Origin of the sequence: Prevotella sp. S7 MS 2 (assembly GCF_000762865.1) — a bacterium.
Lineage (GTDB): Bacteria > Bacteroidota > Bacteroidia > Bacteroidales > Bacteroidaceae > Prevotella.
This window is the reverse complement of the sequence record NZ_JRPT01000019.1, coordinates 17,030-34,855: the sequence shown is the minus strand read 5'-3', so window position 1 is coordinate 34,855 and position 17,826 is coordinate 17,030. Positions and strand designations below refer to the sequence as shown.

The following is a 17,826-nucleotide window of genomic DNA, read 5'->3' as shown; positions in this document are numbered from 1 at the left end:
TAATGGGCAAAAACCTTATTTCTAACTCCTAGCTTGTTTGTTTGTCAATTTATCAATAGGCCAATTTGCAGCCTGCAAAGCCGTAACAGTGCTGTTGGCTGGCCCTTGCAGTAATGCTGTTTGGGCTTGGCAGTAAGATTGCCGAAATGTTGCAGTCTCTAGTAAATAAGTTAACGACTTCACCAGTAGATAAGTTTGAGCTGTTGGTATTGGTGTTTTAAGTGTAAATTAGTACCTTTGTACAAATATCACAACCCTGAATCATGAAAAGAAATTATTTATTATTGTTTGTTTGTCTTTGGCTTGTAGGTGGTCTACATGCCGAAGAGAAGTTGTCTAAAGAACAGGCTATTGCTGTCAAGCAAGAGTTGGTGGAACAATGGAAAGCTGATGTTCGTGCGCGTTATCGGCAAACATGGAATGACAAGTGTGTACGTATTGACACATTGAAAATGCCGTTTTGGGTGAAAATATATGGTGAGAAGCCGAAAGACGGTTATAGTCTGTATATCTCATTGCATGGTGGCGGTACGGCACCGGCAGCTGTCAATGATCAGCAGTATGAGAATCAGAAACGCCTCTATGCACCTAAGAACAGTGTGTATTTAGTACCTCGTGCTCCTTATAATTTGTGGAATATGTGGTGTCGACCTATGTTAGATCAATTCTATGAGGCTCTTATTCAAATGGGAATAGTCTTTGAAGACGTAAATCCCGATAAGGTTTACATTATGGGATATTCGGCAGGAGGAGATGGAGTGTGGCGCATGGCACCGCGTATGGCCGATACTTGGGCTGCAGCTTCGATGATGGCTGGTCATCCCGGTGATGTTTCATTGTTGAATTTGCGTAATACTCCATTTATGATATGGTGTGGAGCAGATGACGCTGCTTATGATCGTAACAAGTTAGATGAGCAGCGTGGTGTGCAGATGGACTCATTACAGCAGGCTGATCCTGAAGGTTATATCCACGAAACACATATCGTAAAAGGGATGGGACACTGGATGCAACGTGTAGATACCGTTGCCGTTGATTGGATGGCACAGTATCAGCGTAATCCTTATCCAAAGAAAATCGTGTGGCAGCAAGAAGAGGTGCGCCGGCCATCGTTCTATTGGATAACAATTCCCAAGCGCGAGATGTTGCGTGGTAAAACTATCCGCTTGTCGGTAGAAGGAAATGTTATCAATATCACAGAGTGTAATTATAAACAGCTAACATTGAGTTTGAACGATGAACTGGTCAACTTGGATGAGAAGGTGACGGTGTTGTATCGTGGTAAGAAAGTGTTTAAAGGAAAGTTGAAGCGTTCGCGTGCGACGCTCGAAGCAACACTGAAAGAGCGCAATGATCCTCGATTCGCTTTTCCGGCACAAGTGAGATTGGATTTGCGATAATTGAAGTTATCACTTCTATAATTATCCTTTTGGCACACGAATTGCTATTATAAAAAGAAAAATGTATGGGTAGAACTAAATTCTCACAACAAGAAATTAAGCAAATAGCTCGTCTGCTGCATCTCAAGAATGAAAGTAATCGGTTTAAGCAAAAGATGATTCGACACGATCTGAGAGTGGAATTCGAGTTTAATATCTCTGACTTCAATGAGCCCGGTAAAGCTTTTGGAGAGGAAGAATTGCAGGATGCTATTCGGCGTGGTACAATAGAGATATTAGACGATAAGACCATTGCCGACATGAAAGAGAAGCGTGCTCGTGATAAGGCACGTGACGAAGCTGCTCGTATCAAGCAGGCTGTAGAGCTGGGCGAGGCTACAGATTGGCAGGAAGCTATGAAAGAATGGCAGGAATGGGAAAGCAGTCAACCCAATAAATAATCAACAATTAAACAATAGAATTATGGCACATGGACACGATGTCCTCCACATGATGGAGGGTAATAGTTATGATAGTAAGGAAAGTTTGGTGAAGGCTATCATCGAGAAGTTTGGTACGGAAGAACGTTTTCATACTTGTTCGGTAGATGGAATGGATGCTGAAGAATTGGTAGACTTCTTGGAAGAGCGTGGTAAGTTTATGCCTTCTAAGCAGGAAGGGTTTACTGTAGATGCATCTAAGATTTGTAATCATTGAATTTCAAGGACCAGTATATGATTAAGATATATGGTATGAAATCGTGTCCGGACTGTGTAGCGGTCTATGAACAGATAGAAGGGGATAGCCGTTATCAGACAGTTGATATAGGGGCACATGTGAGTTACCTGAAAGAATTCCTACGCTTGCGTGACAATAATCCTGTTTTCGACGATGCTCGTAAGTATGGTTATGCCGGAATTCCCTGCTTCGTGTTGGAAGATGGTAGGGTGACGCTTTCACCCGAAGAGGCTGGTATTACACTAGGAGCAAGTCATGGTGCCTCATGCAATATTGATGGGACAGGGTGTTGAAGATACTATTGTGGCTTATATAAGTTCTATGGTTAAGGTGTTTTAGAGTATTCTTAACCATAGAACTTTTTTAATTTCATTCTTCGATGAGCACGTAAGTGATACCAATAGATTATCGTTGCAACTTAAAAAATACCAAAATATTGAAAAAACTCAAACTTTCTGTATCTAATTCTAAAAACTAAACTATCTTTGCATAAGACAGATTACGGTCAGAAAATATGAGAACGAACTCTCGTTTTGCTCGCTTGTACCGTCTTCTTAATAATAGGAAGGGATGTAGGGGAAACAAAATATGGAGTCGCTGCATCATTTAAAACCTTCAAGAACAATCTAGCCACCTTAGACATGAAAAAACAATTATTAGTGATATGTGCACTTTTTTGCTTGGTGATGGTTTGTCAAGCGCAGGCTAGTGGTATCATGTGCGGTGATGAACAAACAGAATCCTACTTTCCACTGTTGAAGAATAAACGGGTAGCCCTTTTCTCCAATCATACCGGTTTGGTTAAAGGACGCCATCTAATAGATGTATTGTTGGCTCATCATTTTAATGTAGTAGGCGTATTCTCACCCGAACATGGATTTCGTGGTAAGGCCGATGCTGGAGAAACGGTTGGTAACTCGATAGATGAAGAGACTGGTGTGCAGATCTATTCGCTTTATAAGGGAGAAGGGGGAAAGCCCGATGAAGCGTTATTAAACAAAACCGATATTTTATTAGTGGATATTCAAGATGTAGGACTACGTTTCTACACCTATTATATATCTATGTATAAGTTGATGGATGTATGTGCTGAGCGACGTATACCGGTTGTGATACTGGATAGACCTAATCCCAATGGCTTTTATGTAGATGGCCCGTTGCTTGACATGAAGTATAAGTCGGGGGTAGGCGCATTGCCTATTCCTGTGGTACATGGTATGACTTTAGCCGAATTGGCATTGATGATTAATGGCGAAGGATGGCTCAGTAAAGGCCGGAAGTGTCCTTTACAGGTGGTAGCTTGTAAGAATTATACTCATCAGTCGCATTATGATTTACCTGTTCCACCATCACCCAATTTACCTAATATGAAGTCAATATATCTGTATCCTTCTACTTGTTACTTTGAAGGGACGGTTGCTAGCTTGGGTCGTGGTACCGATAAGCCATTTCAAATTTATGGTCATCCTTTGTTGAAAGGTGGAACATACGACTTTATACCGCGTAGTATATCCGGAGCTAAGAACCCTCCATTGCTGAATGAACAGTGTCATGGAGTGAATTTAACAATGATTCCAAATGAGGATATATGGAAGAATGGCCTTGATTTGTCTTATGTGATAGATGCTTATCGGAAGATAGGTATCGGTGATAAGTTCTTCACTCCATTTTTTGAAAAGCTCATCGGTGTAGGCTATGTACGCAAAATGATAGAGAGTGGGCACAACGCAAAGTCTATCAAAGCACGTTGGAAGAATGATGTGAAGAAATTTAAGATACAGCGTAAACCTTATTTACTCTATCCGGAATAACCCCCTAGAACCTTAAGCCTATGTCTCCAATTACAATTATCTTCATCGTTGCGGCCTATTTCGCAGTACTTTTGGCCATATCATGGTATGCCAAACGCAATGTAGACAATGCCGGTTTCTTCACAGGCAACCGCCAGTCGAATTGGTATATGGTAGCATTCTCTATGATTGGTGCCAGTATTTCGGGCGTCACCTACGTGTCTGTACCCGGTATGGTAGGGAAAAGTAGTTTTGGATACTTGCAGTTGGTGATGGGATTTATCGTAGGACAACTGTTGATAGCCTTTGTGTTGACACCACTATTTTATAAAATGAAGTTGACATCGGTGTATGAATATTTAAGCAATCGATTTGGTCTGTCTTCTTATCATACGGGAGCTTGGTTCTTTTTTATTTCAAAGATGCTTGGTGCAGCGGTACGTTTGTTCTTGGTATGCTTTACGCTTCAACTGTTGGCTTTTGACCCCTTAGGTATTCCTTTTGGCGTGAATGTAGCCATCTCAATATCTTTTGTTTGGCTTTATACAGCGCAGGGGGGGGTGAAGTCGGTTATTTGGGCTGACTTGATTAAGACTTCGTGCCTGATTATTTCAGTCGGATTGTGTATCTACTTCATTACCCGTCAAATGAATATGGTTGGTGGACAGATGTGGCAAGCGGTGCAAGAAAGCAGCATGAGTCGTATATTTTTCTTCGATGATGTAAATAATAAGCAGTATTTCTTCAAACAATTCCTAGCAGGAATTTTTACGATGGTAGCCATGAATGGTCTAGACCAAGACATGATGCAGCGTAACTTGAGCTGCCGAAATAGTAAAGAGTCGCAACTGAATATGATTATAAGTATCTTGTTACAGTTTGTTGTGGTATGGGCTTTTCTGATGCTGGGTGCATTACTCTATCTGTTTGCAGATATGAATGGCCTACAACAAGAGGGTGATAAGATATTTCCGATGATAGCAACAGGAGGTTATTTGCCGGTTATTGTGGGAGTATTGTTCATCATTGGCCTGGTATCTTCGGCTTATAATGCTGCAGGCTCAGCCCTTACAGCCTTGACAACATCGTTTACAGTAGATATTTTGGGTATCAAGCATCGTAGCGAAGAGGAAATCAGCCGGATTCGCAAGCGCGTTCACCTAGGTATGGCTATCGTGATGGGAGTGACGATTATGGTATTTAATTTCCTGAATAATACAAGTGTAGTAGATGCTGTATATACCTTGGCAAGCTATACTTACGGTCCTATCTTGGGTATGTTTGCTTTTGGTATTATCATGAAGCAATCGGTACGTGATAAGTATATACCATTGGTAGCCATTGTCTCGCCAGTTATCTGCTTTATTTTGGATAAGAATTCTGAGCATTGGTTTGGCGGTTATCATTTCAGTTATGAATTGTTAATCTTCAATGCATTCTTTACATTTATAGGTCTTTGTTTGTTGAGCAAGCGTGTAAAGGTTAACTAGAAAAGTGTTGTCATGGATGAGAAGAAACTTTCAATGAGCATTTTACTTGCTGCGATGAGTCTGAATATAGCAGCACAAGGAGTTTTTGCGCCCAAAGCTAATGAGCCATTGGTAACAGAGTTGACAGCTTTGCAGACTCCTACCAAAGGGCTAGTGGGGCGACATATTGCCATGTGGCAAAGCCATGGACGATATTATGAGAATAAGCTAGATCGTTGGGAATGGCAACGTGCTCGCTTGATGATGACAGTGGAAGATCTTTATACGCAAAGTTATGTGTTGCCATTTTTAGTACCTATGCTTGAAAATGCAGGCGCAAATGTGTTACTACCTCGCGAAAGAGACTGGAATACAGAGGAAATCGTGGTAGACAATGATGGAGCTTTCGGCAATCGTTCTTCCCAATATATAGAGCGAGTTGGGGCTCAGGCGTGGATTACAGGAGAAGGGAATGGGTTTGCACAGACACAAGATGTATATGTGGATATGCAAAATCCGTTTACGGCAGGGACGTTCCGTTGTGCTTCTTCTATCAAAAAAGGAAATGAAAGTACGGTAAGATGGGTTCCGGCTGTGAAGAATGGGGGGCGCTATGCGGTCTATGTTTCTTATCATACGTTGCCACAAAGCACTTCGTCGGCTATTTATACGGTAAAGCATCAAGGCGGAGTGAGCCGTTTTAGTGTGAACCAACAGATGGGTGGAGGCACGTGGATATATCTTGGAACATTCTCATTTGAAAAGAATGCAAGTGGTAGTCAATATGTGGAATTAACGAATGCTACCGGTTCAAAAGGCGAAATAGTAACTGCAGATGCTGTAAAGTTTGGTGGCGGAATGGGAAATATAGGGCGTCCCGATGCTAGTGGCTATCCGCGTTTTACAGAAGCTGCTCGCTATTGGTTGCAATGGGCAGGTGCTCCTGATTCGGTTTATACTCCTTCGAAAGGGACAAATGACTATGCTGATGATTATAAATGTCGTGGATTGTGGGTCAACTGGCTTGCTAGTGGTTCGGAAGTGAATCCACAAGAAGTGGGATTGAATATCCCCGTAGACCTATCTTTTGCTTTCCATTCTGATGCCGGGACGACCTTGAATGATTCCATCATTGGCACGTTGGGCATCTATATGACTGATTGTTATGATGGCGTGTTTGCCAATGGAGCATCAAGACAATTGTGTAAAGAGCTGACAGATAGTATTCAAAATAGTATTTTGCACGATATACGACTGCAATTTGAGCCCAATTGGACAAGTCGTGGGAGCAGGGATGAATCGTATTTTGAAGCGCGTGTGCCACGTGTCCCGACCATGTTATTGGAACTCTTGTCGCATCAAAACTTTGCAGATATGCGCTATGGGCTTGATCCTCGATTTCGTTTCGCGGTCAGTAGGGCTATCTATAAGGGTATGTTGAGATTCTTGAGCAGGCAAAGAGGACAGAAATTTGAGGTTCAACCACTGCCGATAGAACATTTTGCAGCACACTTAAATGAGAAAAAAGAAGTGGAATTGACATGGTCTCCTGTACTTGATTCACTTGAAGAATCTGCTCGTCCTGACCGTTATATTGTTTATAAACGAATAGGGGAGGGCGAGTTTGATAAGGGGACGATTGTGAAGAAGCCTCGTTATACGACACGAATTCCATCGGATGTAGTTTGTAGTTTCAAAGTTGTAGCATATAATAAAGGTGGTAAGAGTTTCCCATCTGAAACTCTTGCAGTGGGTATTTCGTCTAAGAATCCGATTAAAAAAGCCTTGATAGTGAATGGATTTAATCGCATAAGTGCCCCGGCCGATTTTGTTGCGCCCGGTGATGGCAGTTGTAAGATGGCTGGATTTCTTGACGATGTAGACCATGGGGTACCATACTTGCAAGATATTAGTTACATCGGTAAGATGAAAAACTTTGACCGTATGCAACCTTGGTTGGATGATGATTCAGGCGGGTATGGCGATAGTTATGGCGATCAAGAAACAAAAGTAATTGCAGGAAATACGTTTGATTATCCTTCAATGCATGGTGTGGCTATCTTAAAAGCTGGTTATTCGTTCGAATCATGTAGTAGAAAGGCTTTTACAAAGGTTGAGGATGGTGTATCGTTTGTAGATGTTATTCTTGGCAAACAATGCCAGACAAAGATGGGGCGAGGCGGTTTGAAGCCTTTAGAGTTTAAGGCTTTTGATGATAACATGCAACAAATGCTGACCGAGTATGCTCATCAAGGCGTAAACATCATGGTTACCGGCGCTTATGTAGGAACGGATATTTGGAATAATCCGTTGGCAGTTACAAGTAAAAAAGATCAAGATTTCGCAACAGGGGTGCTAAGATACAAATGGCGTAATAGTCGTGCTGCGATTACAGGACGTGTTAAAGGAGTACGTTCTCCATTGGATTTAAAGATAGGAGAGGTGAATTATTGGAATCAACTAAACGAAAAGTCGTATGTAGTTGAATCTCCCGATGGTATAGAACCAGCAGATAGTGCGTCGTTTACGGTGATGCGTTATCCTGAAAGCAACTTGAGTGCGGGCGTCGCTTATAGTGGTCATGATTATAAGACATTTATTATGGGAGTTCCTTTTGAATCTATCATCGATTCCATACAACGTGAAAGTTTGATGGATGCCGTGATTCGCTTCTTTGAAAAGGAATAAAAATGGAGGGTATAATTATAATAGTACAAACTAAAAAGATAAATAAGATATGAAAAAGATTAGTTGTTTTGTGCCATATATTAGTGAACAACAGGCTTCTGAAACAATAGAAGCTTTGCGTTCTGAAGCTGAAGTTAGTGATGTGAATAAAGTAGATGAAAGTCTATTTAAAACTTCTACGTTGAGAGCTATTGCCGCAAGAACAACGGCAGAGTATACATTGATTTACACCAAACAAACTATTCTGCGCTTCGGGTATTTGGCTCTGAGACGCTTGATGAATATTGCCGAGGACACAGATGCGGGGATGGTTTATGCCGATCATTATAAAGTAATGAACGGAGAAGAAGTGAAAGCTCCCGTTATTGATTATCAGTTTGGTTCTTTGCGTGATGATTTTGATTTCGGGTCTGTGCTTTTCTTCAAAACTTCGGTGCTGAAACAAGCTGTTCAGCAGATGACAGCTGATTACCAATTTGCAGGTCTTTATGACTTAAGATTGAAGTTGAGCCAGTGTGCTAGTCTTGTTCATGTGAACGAATATCTATATAGTGAGATTGAAAATGATACACGAAAGAGCGGTGAAAAGCAGTTCGATTATGTGGATCCTCGTAACCGTGACCGCCAAATAGAGATGGAGAAAGCATGTACAGAACATCTGAAAGAGATAGGTGGATACTTGAAACCAGAGTTTGATACAATCAATCTTGCAGAAGGAACTTTTGAATATGAGGCTTCTGTTATCATTCCGGTTCGTAATCGTGTCACTACAATTAAGGCAGCTATCGAATCTGTTCTGAAGCAGGAAACGTCGTTTAAATACAATGTAATCGTTATTGATAACCATTCAAATGATGGAACCAGTGAGGCTATTGAAACATTTGCCGATGATGAGCGCGTCGTTCATTTAATACCTGAACGTACAGATTTGGGTATTGGAGGATGTTGGAATCTTGGTGTTCAGTCTGAGTTGTGTGGTCGATTTGCTGTTCAATTAGATAGTGATGACCTATATAAAGATGCTCATACATTACAAATAATTGTTGATGCATTCTATGCTCAGCAGTGTGGAATGGTCATTGGAACCTATATGATGACCGATTTTGACCTGAATACATTACCCCCCGGCATTATTGATCATAAGGAATGGACTCCAGATAATGGACGTAATAATGCCTTGCGTATCAATGGCTTAGGTGCGCCTCGTGCTTTCTTTACTCCTTTGGTAAGGCAGTTGGGACTGCCAAATACCAGTTACGGCGAGGATTATGCTATGGGATTGAATATTTCTCGTCACTATCAGATAGGTCGAATCTATGATGTTCTTTATCTTTGCCGGCGTTGGGGAGGCAATTCGGATGCGGCATTGAGTATAGAAAAGGTGAACGCTAATAATCTATATAAGGATAGAATCCGTACTTGGGAACTTCAGGCGCGTATAGCAATGAATCGTCAATAACAATTAACTTTCTTGTTTGAATGAAGAATATCACTCGAAATATCAGTCCATGGTTGTGGATACCAACCCTCTATTTTGCTGAGGGAATCCCTTATTTCATCGTCAATAACATCTCCGTAACGATGTTTACGCGTATGGGAGTGCCTAATGGTGAGATGGCATTGTTTACCAGTTTGCTTTATTTGCCATGGACAATCAAACCATTATGGAGTCCGTTTGTTGACATCATTCGTACCAAGCGATGGTGGATTTTGATGATGCAATTGCTGATAAGCGCATGTTTTGTGCTGCTTACATTATCAATTCCGCATCCTGATTTGTCATTGATTCAGTCCATGCAGACCCCTGTGAGTATGTTTACATTCGTGCTAATACTCTTTATTATTACGGCGTTTGCTTCTGCAACCCATGATATTGCAGCTGATGGATTCTATATGTTGGCACTTAATCATTCCGAACAATCACTTTTTGTTGGTATTCGTAGCACCTTCTATCGCCTTTCTTCCATCTTTGGACAAGGTGTTTTGGTATTTATTGCGGGGTTGTTAGAATCGAAGACTAATAATATACCAATGGCTTGGACCATTACGATGGTAATCACGGCCATTATGTTTGCTTTGGTAACATTCTATCATACATTCTTCATTCCAAGGCCCAAAGAAGATGCATCACGCCTTGGTGACACAAAAGGACAGGCTAAAGAGATTATCTTTGAGTTTGGTCGTACCTTTGTTACGTACTTCAAAAAGCCCGGTGTATTGATTGCTATTGTTTTCATGTTGCTTTATCGTTTGCCCGAAGCATTTCTTTTGAAGATGGTCAATCCTTTCTTGTTAGATACTCGCGAGCATGGAGGATTGCAGCTAGCAACCGAGAATGTGGGCATCGTCTATGGTACAATAGGTGTCTTCTTCCTTACTATTGGTGGAATCATCGGTGGTATTGCTGCATCTAAATGGGGCTTGAAGAAGTCTTTGTGGCCTATGGCTGCTTGTATGACCCTGCCTTGTTTCACGTTCGTATACTTGAGTATGTTCGTGCCATCCAACCTTGTTGTTATCAGTATTTGCGTAGCTATAGAGCAATTTGGTTATGGTTTTGGTTTTACAGCGTACATGTTGTATATGATGTACTTCTCTGAGGGCGAGTTCAAGACAGCACATTATGCTATCTGTACGGCTTTCATGGCTTTGAGTATGATGATTCCGGGCATGTTTGCCGGTTATCTACAAGAATGGTTAGGCTATGAACACTTCTTTTGGATGGTCATCTTATGCTGTTTAGCTACTATAGCCGTAACATTATTAGTAAAGGTTGACCCTATGTATGGGAAGAAAGAAGAGCAAGAAAATGAAGACGTATAAAGGTATAATAGCATTACTTATTGGTGTGCTTGCATGCTCTCCGTTAGTCATGGAGGCTCGTAGCCATCGCGTTGAGGTGGGTATCGAAGTTTTACGTGACCAACAATTCAAATGCTTAGAAGGGAAACGGGTTGGTTTGATAACCAATCCTACCGGTGTTGATAGCAATTTGAAGTCTACGATAGATATTTTGTATGAAGCTCCTAATGTGAATCTTGTGGCTCTTTTTGGCCCGGAGCATGGGGTACGTGGTGATGTAAAAGCCGGTGATAAGGTCGAAGATATCAAAGATGTAACTACAGGATTACCAGTATATTCGCTCTATGGAAAGACACGCAAACCCGCTCAAGATATGTTGAAAGATATTGACGTATTGGTATACGATATTCAAGACATTGGTTGTCGATCGTTTACGTTTATCAGTACAATGGGGCTTGCAATGGAAGCTGCCGCAGAATGCGGTAAGGAGTTTGTGGTATTAGACCGTCCTAATCCTATTGGTGGATTGAAAATTGAAGGGAATTTAGTAGAGCCCGATTGTGTTTCGTTTGTCAGTCAGTTTAAAATACCTTATATATACGGACTTACATGTGGAGAGTTGGCGCAGCTGCTGAATGACGAACACATGTTAAAAAAGGGGGTACAATGTAAACTTACAGTCGTAAAGATGAAAGGTTGGAAGCGCCATATGAACTATGGTGATACTGGATTGCAATGGATTGCTTCCTCACCCCATATCCCTCAAGCCCTTACTTCTTATTACTATCCCGTCAGTGGTATCTTAGGAGAATTAGGATACATGTCTATTGGAGTGGGCTATACGATTCCTTTCCAGATGTTTGCAGCTTCTTGGGTGAATGCCAATCAACTAGCTTCGGCCATGAACGCTCACCATTTGCCCGGTGTAACGTTCCGTCCTATCTACGTACGCCCTTACTATAGCGTTGGAGTAGGAAAGCAGTTGCAAGGTGTGCAAGTGCATTTGACTAATTATAAAGAGGCGACTCTTACCGACATACAGTTTATCTTGATGCAAGAGATAGCCAGGCTTTATCCGGAATATTCAATTCTTGAGCATGCAGATAAGGGCAGATTCTCTATGTTTGATAAAGTCTGTGGCTCCAAACAGATTCGCCGACTTATGATGAAGCGCAACCAATGGAGCGATGCTCGTGGTTATTGGTATAAAGATGTAGACGCTTTCCGTAGTCTTTCTAAAAAGTATTATCTTTATCATTAAACTTACTGATATTATGACAGAGCATATCAAAAAGAGCAATAGGATATTAGCTATCGACATTCTACGCGGTATCACGATAGCCGGTATGATACTTGTGAATAATCCCGGAAGTTGGTCTCACATCCTTACTCCGTTAGGACATGCTGAATGGAATGGAATGACACCTACCGATTTGGTCTTTCCTTTCTTTATGTTTATTATGGGTGTATGTATATTCATATCTCTATTGACGTTTGATTTCAAGTGCGATAGGTCTACAGTTACCAAGATTATCCGCCGTATAATCCTTATTTATTTGGTTGGGGTAGCCATTGGTTGGTTTGCAAGATTTTGTTATCGTTGGAATAACCCTTTGGAAAATGCAGGCTTGTTGGACCAAATATGGTATATGGTTTGGTCGTTTGAAAAGATGCGTATATCGGGTGTACTGGCTCGTTTAGCCATTTGTTATGGCGTAGCATCGCTTGTGGCTATCACCGTTCGTCATCGTTATATTCCTTATATTGTTGTTACGTTGTTGGTAGGTTATTGTGTGATATTGTTTGTCGGTAATGGTTTTGCTTACGATGAGACCAATATTCTTTCTATAGTAGACCGTGCTATCCTTACCGATGCCCACATGTATCATGACAATGGTATTGACCCCGAAGGCTTGCTTAGTACAATTCCTGCCGTAGCTCATACCCTTCTAGGGTTTCTTGTCGGCCGATTGCTTTTTAGCAAACGTACTCATGTCGTATCAACGGATACAAAAACCGATTTGCTGATTACCAAAATTATTCCTTTATTTGTTGTTGGGACAACCTTGACTTTTAGTGGTTTCTTGTTGAGCTATGGCTGTCCACTCAACAAAAAGGTCTGGTCTCCAACCTATGTCTTTGTTGCTTGTGGACTAGCCGCCACACTTTTGGCTCTGCTTATTTACATTATAGATGTTAAGGAACACCGTCGTTGGTGCCGATTCTTTGAGGTTTTTGGTGTCAATCCTTTGTTTCTATACGTATTAAGTGATTTCTTTGCTATAGTGTTTGGAGCATTCTCGTTTAAGTTTGGTGGCGAGGACACCACAATCATAGGCTTCTTCTACAATGAATTGTTGCAACCTGTATTTGGTGATAATGGCGGTTCGTTGGCCTATGCATTGCTGTTTGTGCTATTGAATTGGTGTGTAGGATACCAATTATACAAGCGTCGTATTTACATAAAGCTATAATGATATGAGTCAATTACTATTAATTGCTGATAGCGGATCTACTAAAACCGATTGGTGTTTAGTAGAAGATGGAAAAGCAATTCGTCGAATCCCGACTAAGGGAATGAATCCTTTTTTTCAGAGTTCTGACGAGATGGCTGCCGAAATTCGTGAAAACTTGCTTCCCCAATTGCCTGTTGAACGCCTAGACTCCGTCTATTTTTATGGTGCTGGATGTACTCCTCAGAAGAGTCCTGAAGTAGAAGTTACGATACGACGTAGCTTGCCAGTTGATGGAATAGTAGAGGCTCAGTCCGATTTATTGGCTGCAGCTCGCAGTTTATGTGGACATGCACCGGGTATTGCCAGTATCTTAGGGACAGGTTCTAATTCCTGTTTCTTTGATGGTAAGGAGATTGTTAAGAATACACCTGCGCTTGGTTTCATCCTTGGCGATGAAGGAAGTGGGGCAAATCTTGGTAAGCGTTTGGTCGGTGATATATTGAAAGATCAGATGTCCCCGGCATTGAAAGATCAGTTCTTTCAACAATTTGGTTTGTCACAAGCGGATATTATAGAGCGTGTTTATCGCCAACCTTTCCCCAGTCGATTCCTTGCCAGCTTGAATATCTTCCTTGAACAGCACCGTGACGATGCTACTGTCCATCGGTTATTGATAGAAGCTTTCACTGCCTTTGTGAAGCGTAATATCTTGCATTATGATTATCGTACGTATCCACTTAACTGTATTGGAACGATAGCATTGGTGTATCGGCAGGAGCTTACCGAGGCGGCTGAGACTTTGGGCGTACGCATTGGAACTATCAGTAAGACACCGATGGAAGGTTTGATAGAGTATCATAGATTAAATTCAAAGGAGAATTGAGTATGAGTTTTACTAAGATTACAGAGCAGTCTTCCCTCTACAATGATTTAGAGAATAAGTCTGTACGTGAATTATTGGAAGATATTAATCGAGAAGATCAAAAAGTGGCTTCGGCAGTACAGCAGGCTATTCCACAAATAGAGAAGCTTGTAGAACAGATTGTACCTAGAATGCGTCAAGGAGGTCGTATTTTTTATATGGGTGCAGGTACGAGTGGGCGTCTTGGAGTGCTCGACGCTTCTGAACTTCCCCCTACGTTTGGTGTCCCCAAAACATTGGTCATCGGGTTGATAGCCGGTGGTGATACCGCCTTGCGCAATGCTGTGGAGAAAGCAGAAGATAGCGTAGAGGATGGTTGGAATGAATTGGTAGAAAATAATATCAATGCCAATGATACTGTCATTGGCATCGCTGCTTCCGGTGCAACTCCCTATGTTGTGGGGGCGTTGCACGAAGCTCGCGAGCATGGTATCTTGACAGCGTGCATCACAAGCAATCCCGATTCACCAATGTCTAAAGAGTCTGACGTGGCTATAGAAATGATTGTTGGGCCTGAGTATGTGACAGGAAGTTCGCGAATGAAGTCGGGAACCGGTCAGAAAATGATACTGAACATGATAAGTACCTCTGTAATGATTCAGCTAGGGCGAGTTAAAGGCAATCGAATGGTGAATATGCAGCTCACCAATCAGAAATTGGTTGACCGCGGAACTCGTATGCTCGTCGACATGTTAGGGCTCGATTATGGTAAGGCCAAGAGATTGTTGCTACTTCATGGATCTGTGGAAAAGACGCTCGAAGCCTATGATAAGTAGTGCTTGTGAGTATTATTAAACGAAAGAAATGAATGGAAACATAACTCAAAAATAGTAAAAATATGAAAATTAGATTTTCGGTTATAGGATTATTATTGTGTTGTCACGTAGCATGGGCTGGCAATTTACCTAGGGTGACACCTGAAAGTGTGGGTATGAGTAGCGAGCGATTGAAAAATGCCGACGCAGCTATTGAACAGGCAATTAAAGAAGGTCGTACGCCGGGAGCTGTGTTAGCGGTGGTGCGGCATGGCAAGATGGCTTATCTAAAAGCTTATGGTAATCGCCAAGTATATCCCGAAAAGAAACCGATGACTGTGCAGACCGTGTTTGATTTGGCCTCATGTAGCAAGCCTATGTCAACGGCTACATGTGCCATGATTCTTATGGAACGTGGACAGTTGCGCACGTTGGATGCCGTAAATACAATTATTCCAAACTTTCGCAGTTGGAGTGTGGAAGGTAAGGATTCTGCAACAATTCGGGTGGTCAATCTTTTTACGCACACATCAGGGTTACCTTCGTATGCTCCTGTAGCCGAATTGAAGGCTAAATATGGTAGTCCTAATCCTGCGGCTACAATGGATTATATTGCTACATGCAAGCGAGATTTTAAACCGGGAACCGGCTCTCAATACAGTTGTTTGAACTATATTACGCTACAAAACATTGTAGAGAAGCTTGCCGGGAAGAGTTTGCGTGACTTTGCTACCGAGCAAATATTCAAACCACTGGGAATGGAACACACAGATTATTTGCCTTGTAAGCAAAATAAGAAAGGCTTATGGGTCAACACCGATAGTCCCCGATGGCTGAAAGAGGGAACGAAAGCTGATGGCGAAAATTATCCCATAGCCCCGACAGAACGGCAAGATGATGGTAGCGTATTGTTGGGTCAAGTACACGATCCATTGGCTCGTGTTATGAATGGTGGCGTTTCTGGTAATGCCGGTCTGTTTTCCACAGCTGATGATATTGCCGTGTTCTGCGCTATGTTACAAAACGGTGGAGAGTGGAATGGACAACGCGTGTTGAGTCCACTTGCCGTGAAAGCCATGCGAACGATACCCCACGATCTCATGAAATTTGGCCGTACGCTGGGTTGGGTCATTTATTCGCCTTATGCATCTAATGCCGGCGACTTGTTGAGTCAAGAAACTTATGGCCATACAGGCTACAGTGGTACCTCTATATTGATAGATCCTGTCAACGATATTTCTATCATCTTACTGACTAATTGCGTTCATCCGGTCGATAAGTCTAATGTTATTCGTCTCCGCGCACTGGTGTCCAATGCCGTTGCCGGAAGTGTCATAAAGTAATTTTTTCTCTCACAAGAATTGGAAGGAATGAATAAACGCTTAATCTTTACTTTTGTAGGAGCAGTCGTAAGTAGTGGCTGTAAGTGTGTGATGGCTGCTAATCAAGACGGGCAAAAGCGTATGAATGTCTTGTTGGTGATGTGTGATGACCTTCGGCCGGAACTGGGATGCTATGGTGTGGAGGCCATACGCACGCCAAATATAGACCGATTCGCTGCTCAATCACTGGTGTTTGACAATGCTTATTGTAATATTCCGGTGAGTGGGGCGTCGCGTGCCAGTCTGTTTACGGGCATGTACCCCAAGTTTCCACATCGGTTTGTCAATTACACAAGCCGTATAAGCCATGACGCGCCCAATGCGATAGCCTTGTCACAGTGGTTTACTTCGCATGGATATCATACTATTTCTAATGGAAAGGTGATTCATCATGTGGAGGATAAGGCCGATACATGGAGTGAAGCACCGTGGAGATTACATCCGAAAGGATATGATGTCTATTGGGCGGAATACAACAAGTGGGAACTTTGGTTGAACAGTGAATCGGGCAAGCATATGAATCCAAAAACGATGCGTGGCCCCTTTTCAGAGATGGCCGATGTGCCCGATACGGCTTATGATGATGGACATGTGATGCTGAAAACCATCTCCGACCTACGTAGACTCAAGAGTCGGAACGAGCCTTTCTTCTTGGCTTGCGGATTTTGGAAGCCCCATTTGCCATTCTGTGCACCCAAAAAGTACTGGGATTTATACGATAGGGCCAGCATCCCGATGGCTTCGAATCGCTATAGACCGAAAGATTTGCCAGATGAAGTGAAAAATTCTAATGAGATAAATGCGTATGCACGGGTATCAACTCCTACTGATGAGGCTTTCTTGCGCGAGGTGAAACATGGTTATTATGCTTGTGTGAGCTATGTAGATGCACTTTTTGGACGCGTTATGGAAGAACTTAATACATTGGGACTTGCCGACAATACCATCGTCGTATTGCTGGGTGACCATGGTTGGAATTTGGGTGAACACGGTTTCGTGGGCAAACATAACTTGATGGATTGTGCCACTCGAATACCTCTTATCGTTCATGTACCCGGCATGGAACAGGGAAAGTCCGCCTCAATGGTGGAATTGGTAGACTTATATCCGACCTTGTGCGATCTTTGTCATTTACCAAAACCAGTCGCACAATTGGAAGGAATAAGTTTCTTGCCGGTCCTAAAAGATAAGAAGACGGATACAAAGAGGAATGTATTTGTGCAATGGGAAGGTGGCGATAATTTTATAGATGGTCGATATAGTTATGCAGAATGGCCAAAATCAGGGCATCGGATGTTGTTCGACCATCAAGAAGATGCTGCGGAAAATAAGAATGTGGTGGGTGAGATTAAGTATTCTAAAGTTGTTAATCGTGCTGCCAAAACTATCCGAAAACAAAAGAATAAATATAGATTGAATGCCAAGTAATAGCTGCTTTTAGGCTT

General features: G+C 42.1%; 14 protein-coding genes and 1 pseudogene. All 15 read left to right on the top strand.

Going from position 1 to position 17,826, the window contains the following annotated elements; genetic code table 11:
• Positions 1-263 precede the first annotated feature (263 nt).
• Positions 264-1,400 (top strand): alpha/beta hydrolase, encoded by a 1,137-nt coding sequence (locus tag HMPREF0671_RS04435; RefSeq protein ID WP_052052832.1) that lies wholly within the window; start codon positions 264-266, stop codon positions 1,398-1,400.
• Between the two features lie 65 nt (positions 1,401-1,465).
• Entirely contained in the window at positions 1,466-1,840 is a 375-nt protein-coding gene (locus HMPREF0671_RS04430; RefSeq protein WP_036897142.1) for a hypothetical protein, read from the top strand.
• Positions 1,841-1,862: 22 nt separating this feature from the next.
• Positions 1,863-2,096: a YecH family metal-binding protein gene (locus HMPREF0671_RS04425; RefSeq protein WP_036897139.1), complete on the top strand. Its 234-nt coding sequence runs from the start codon at positions 1,863-1,865 to the stop codon at positions 2,094-2,096.
• Positions 2,097-2,113: 17 nt separating this feature from the next.
• On the top strand, positions 2,114-2,410 hold the full coding sequence (locus tag HMPREF0671_RS04420) for a glutaredoxin (protein ID WP_036897226.1): 297 nt from the start codon (positions 2,114-2,116) through the stop codon (positions 2,408-2,410).
• A gap of 348 nt (positions 2,411-2,758) precedes the next feature.
• On the top strand, positions 2,759-3,928 hold the full coding sequence (locus tag HMPREF0671_RS04415; protein ID WP_036897135.1) for an exo-beta-N-acetylmuramidase NamZ domain-containing protein: 1,170 nt from the start codon (positions 2,759-2,761) through the stop codon (positions 3,926-3,928).
• A 20-nt stretch (positions 3,929-3,948) separates the two neighbouring features.
• Positions 3,949-5,397: a sodium:solute symporter gene (locus HMPREF0671_RS04410; RefSeq protein WP_036897131.1), complete on the top strand. Its 1,449-nt coding sequence runs from the start codon at positions 3,949-3,951 to the stop codon at positions 5,395-5,397.
• Between the two features lie 12 nt (positions 5,398-5,409).
• Positions 5,410-8,064 (top strand): xanthan lyase, encoded by a 2,655-nt coding sequence (locus HMPREF0671_RS04405; RefSeq protein WP_036897128.1) that lies wholly within the window; start codon positions 5,410-5,412, stop codon positions 8,062-8,064.
• 49 nt (positions 8,065-8,113) lie between these two features.
• Positions 8,114-9,523 carry a glycosyltransferase family A protein gene (locus tag HMPREF0671_RS04400; protein ID WP_036897126.1) on the top strand — a complete coding sequence of 470 codons (1,410 nt, stop codon included), beginning with the start codon at positions 8,114-8,116 and terminating at the stop codon, positions 9,521-9,523.
• Positions 9,524-9,543: 20 nt separating this feature from the next.
• Positions 9,544-10,887, top strand: coding sequence for an MFS transporter (locus HMPREF0671_RS04395; RefSeq protein ID WP_036897122.1), 1,344 nt, complete (start codon positions 9,544-9,546; stop codon positions 10,885-10,887).
• A gap of 49 nt (positions 10,888-10,936) precedes the next feature.
• Positions 10,937-12,127 carry an exo-beta-N-acetylmuramidase NamZ domain-containing protein gene (locus tag HMPREF0671_RS04390; protein WP_036897223.1) on the top strand — a complete coding sequence of 397 codons (1,191 nt, stop codon included), beginning with the start codon at positions 10,937-10,939 and terminating at the stop codon, positions 12,125-12,127.
• Between the two features lie 13 nt (positions 12,128-12,140).
• The gene (locus HMPREF0671_RS04385; RefSeq protein WP_036897119.1) at positions 12,141-13,340 is read left to right on the top strand and encodes an acyltransferase family protein; all 1,200 of its coding nucleotides are present in this window, start codon (positions 12,141-12,143) and stop codon (positions 13,338-13,340) included.
• Between the two features lie 4 nt (positions 13,341-13,344).
• Positions 13,345-14,205, top strand: coding sequence for an ATPase (locus HMPREF0671_RS04380; RefSeq protein WP_036897117.1), 861 nt, complete (start codon positions 13,345-13,347; stop codon positions 14,203-14,205).
• A 2-nt stretch (positions 14,206-14,207) separates the two neighbouring features.
• Positions 14,208-15,020 carry an N-acetylmuramic acid 6-phosphate etherase gene (gene murQ, locus HMPREF0671_RS04375; RefSeq protein WP_036897114.1) on the top strand — a complete coding sequence of 271 codons (813 nt, stop codon included), beginning with the start codon at positions 14,208-14,210 and terminating at the stop codon, positions 15,018-15,020.
• Positions 15,021-15,082: 62 nt separating this feature from the next.
• Positions 15,083-16,333 (top strand): annotated as a pseudogene (locus HMPREF0671_RS04370) (serine hydrolase domain-containing protein); the annotation flags it as partial.
• Between the two features lie 99 nt (positions 16,334-16,432).
• Complete coding sequence (locus tag HMPREF0671_RS04365; RefSeq protein WP_231725589.1) at positions 16,433-17,809, top strand: sulfatase; 1,377 nt, start codon at positions 16,433-16,435, stop codon at positions 17,807-17,809.
• The last annotated feature ends 17 nt before the right edge of the window (positions 17,810-17,826 follow it).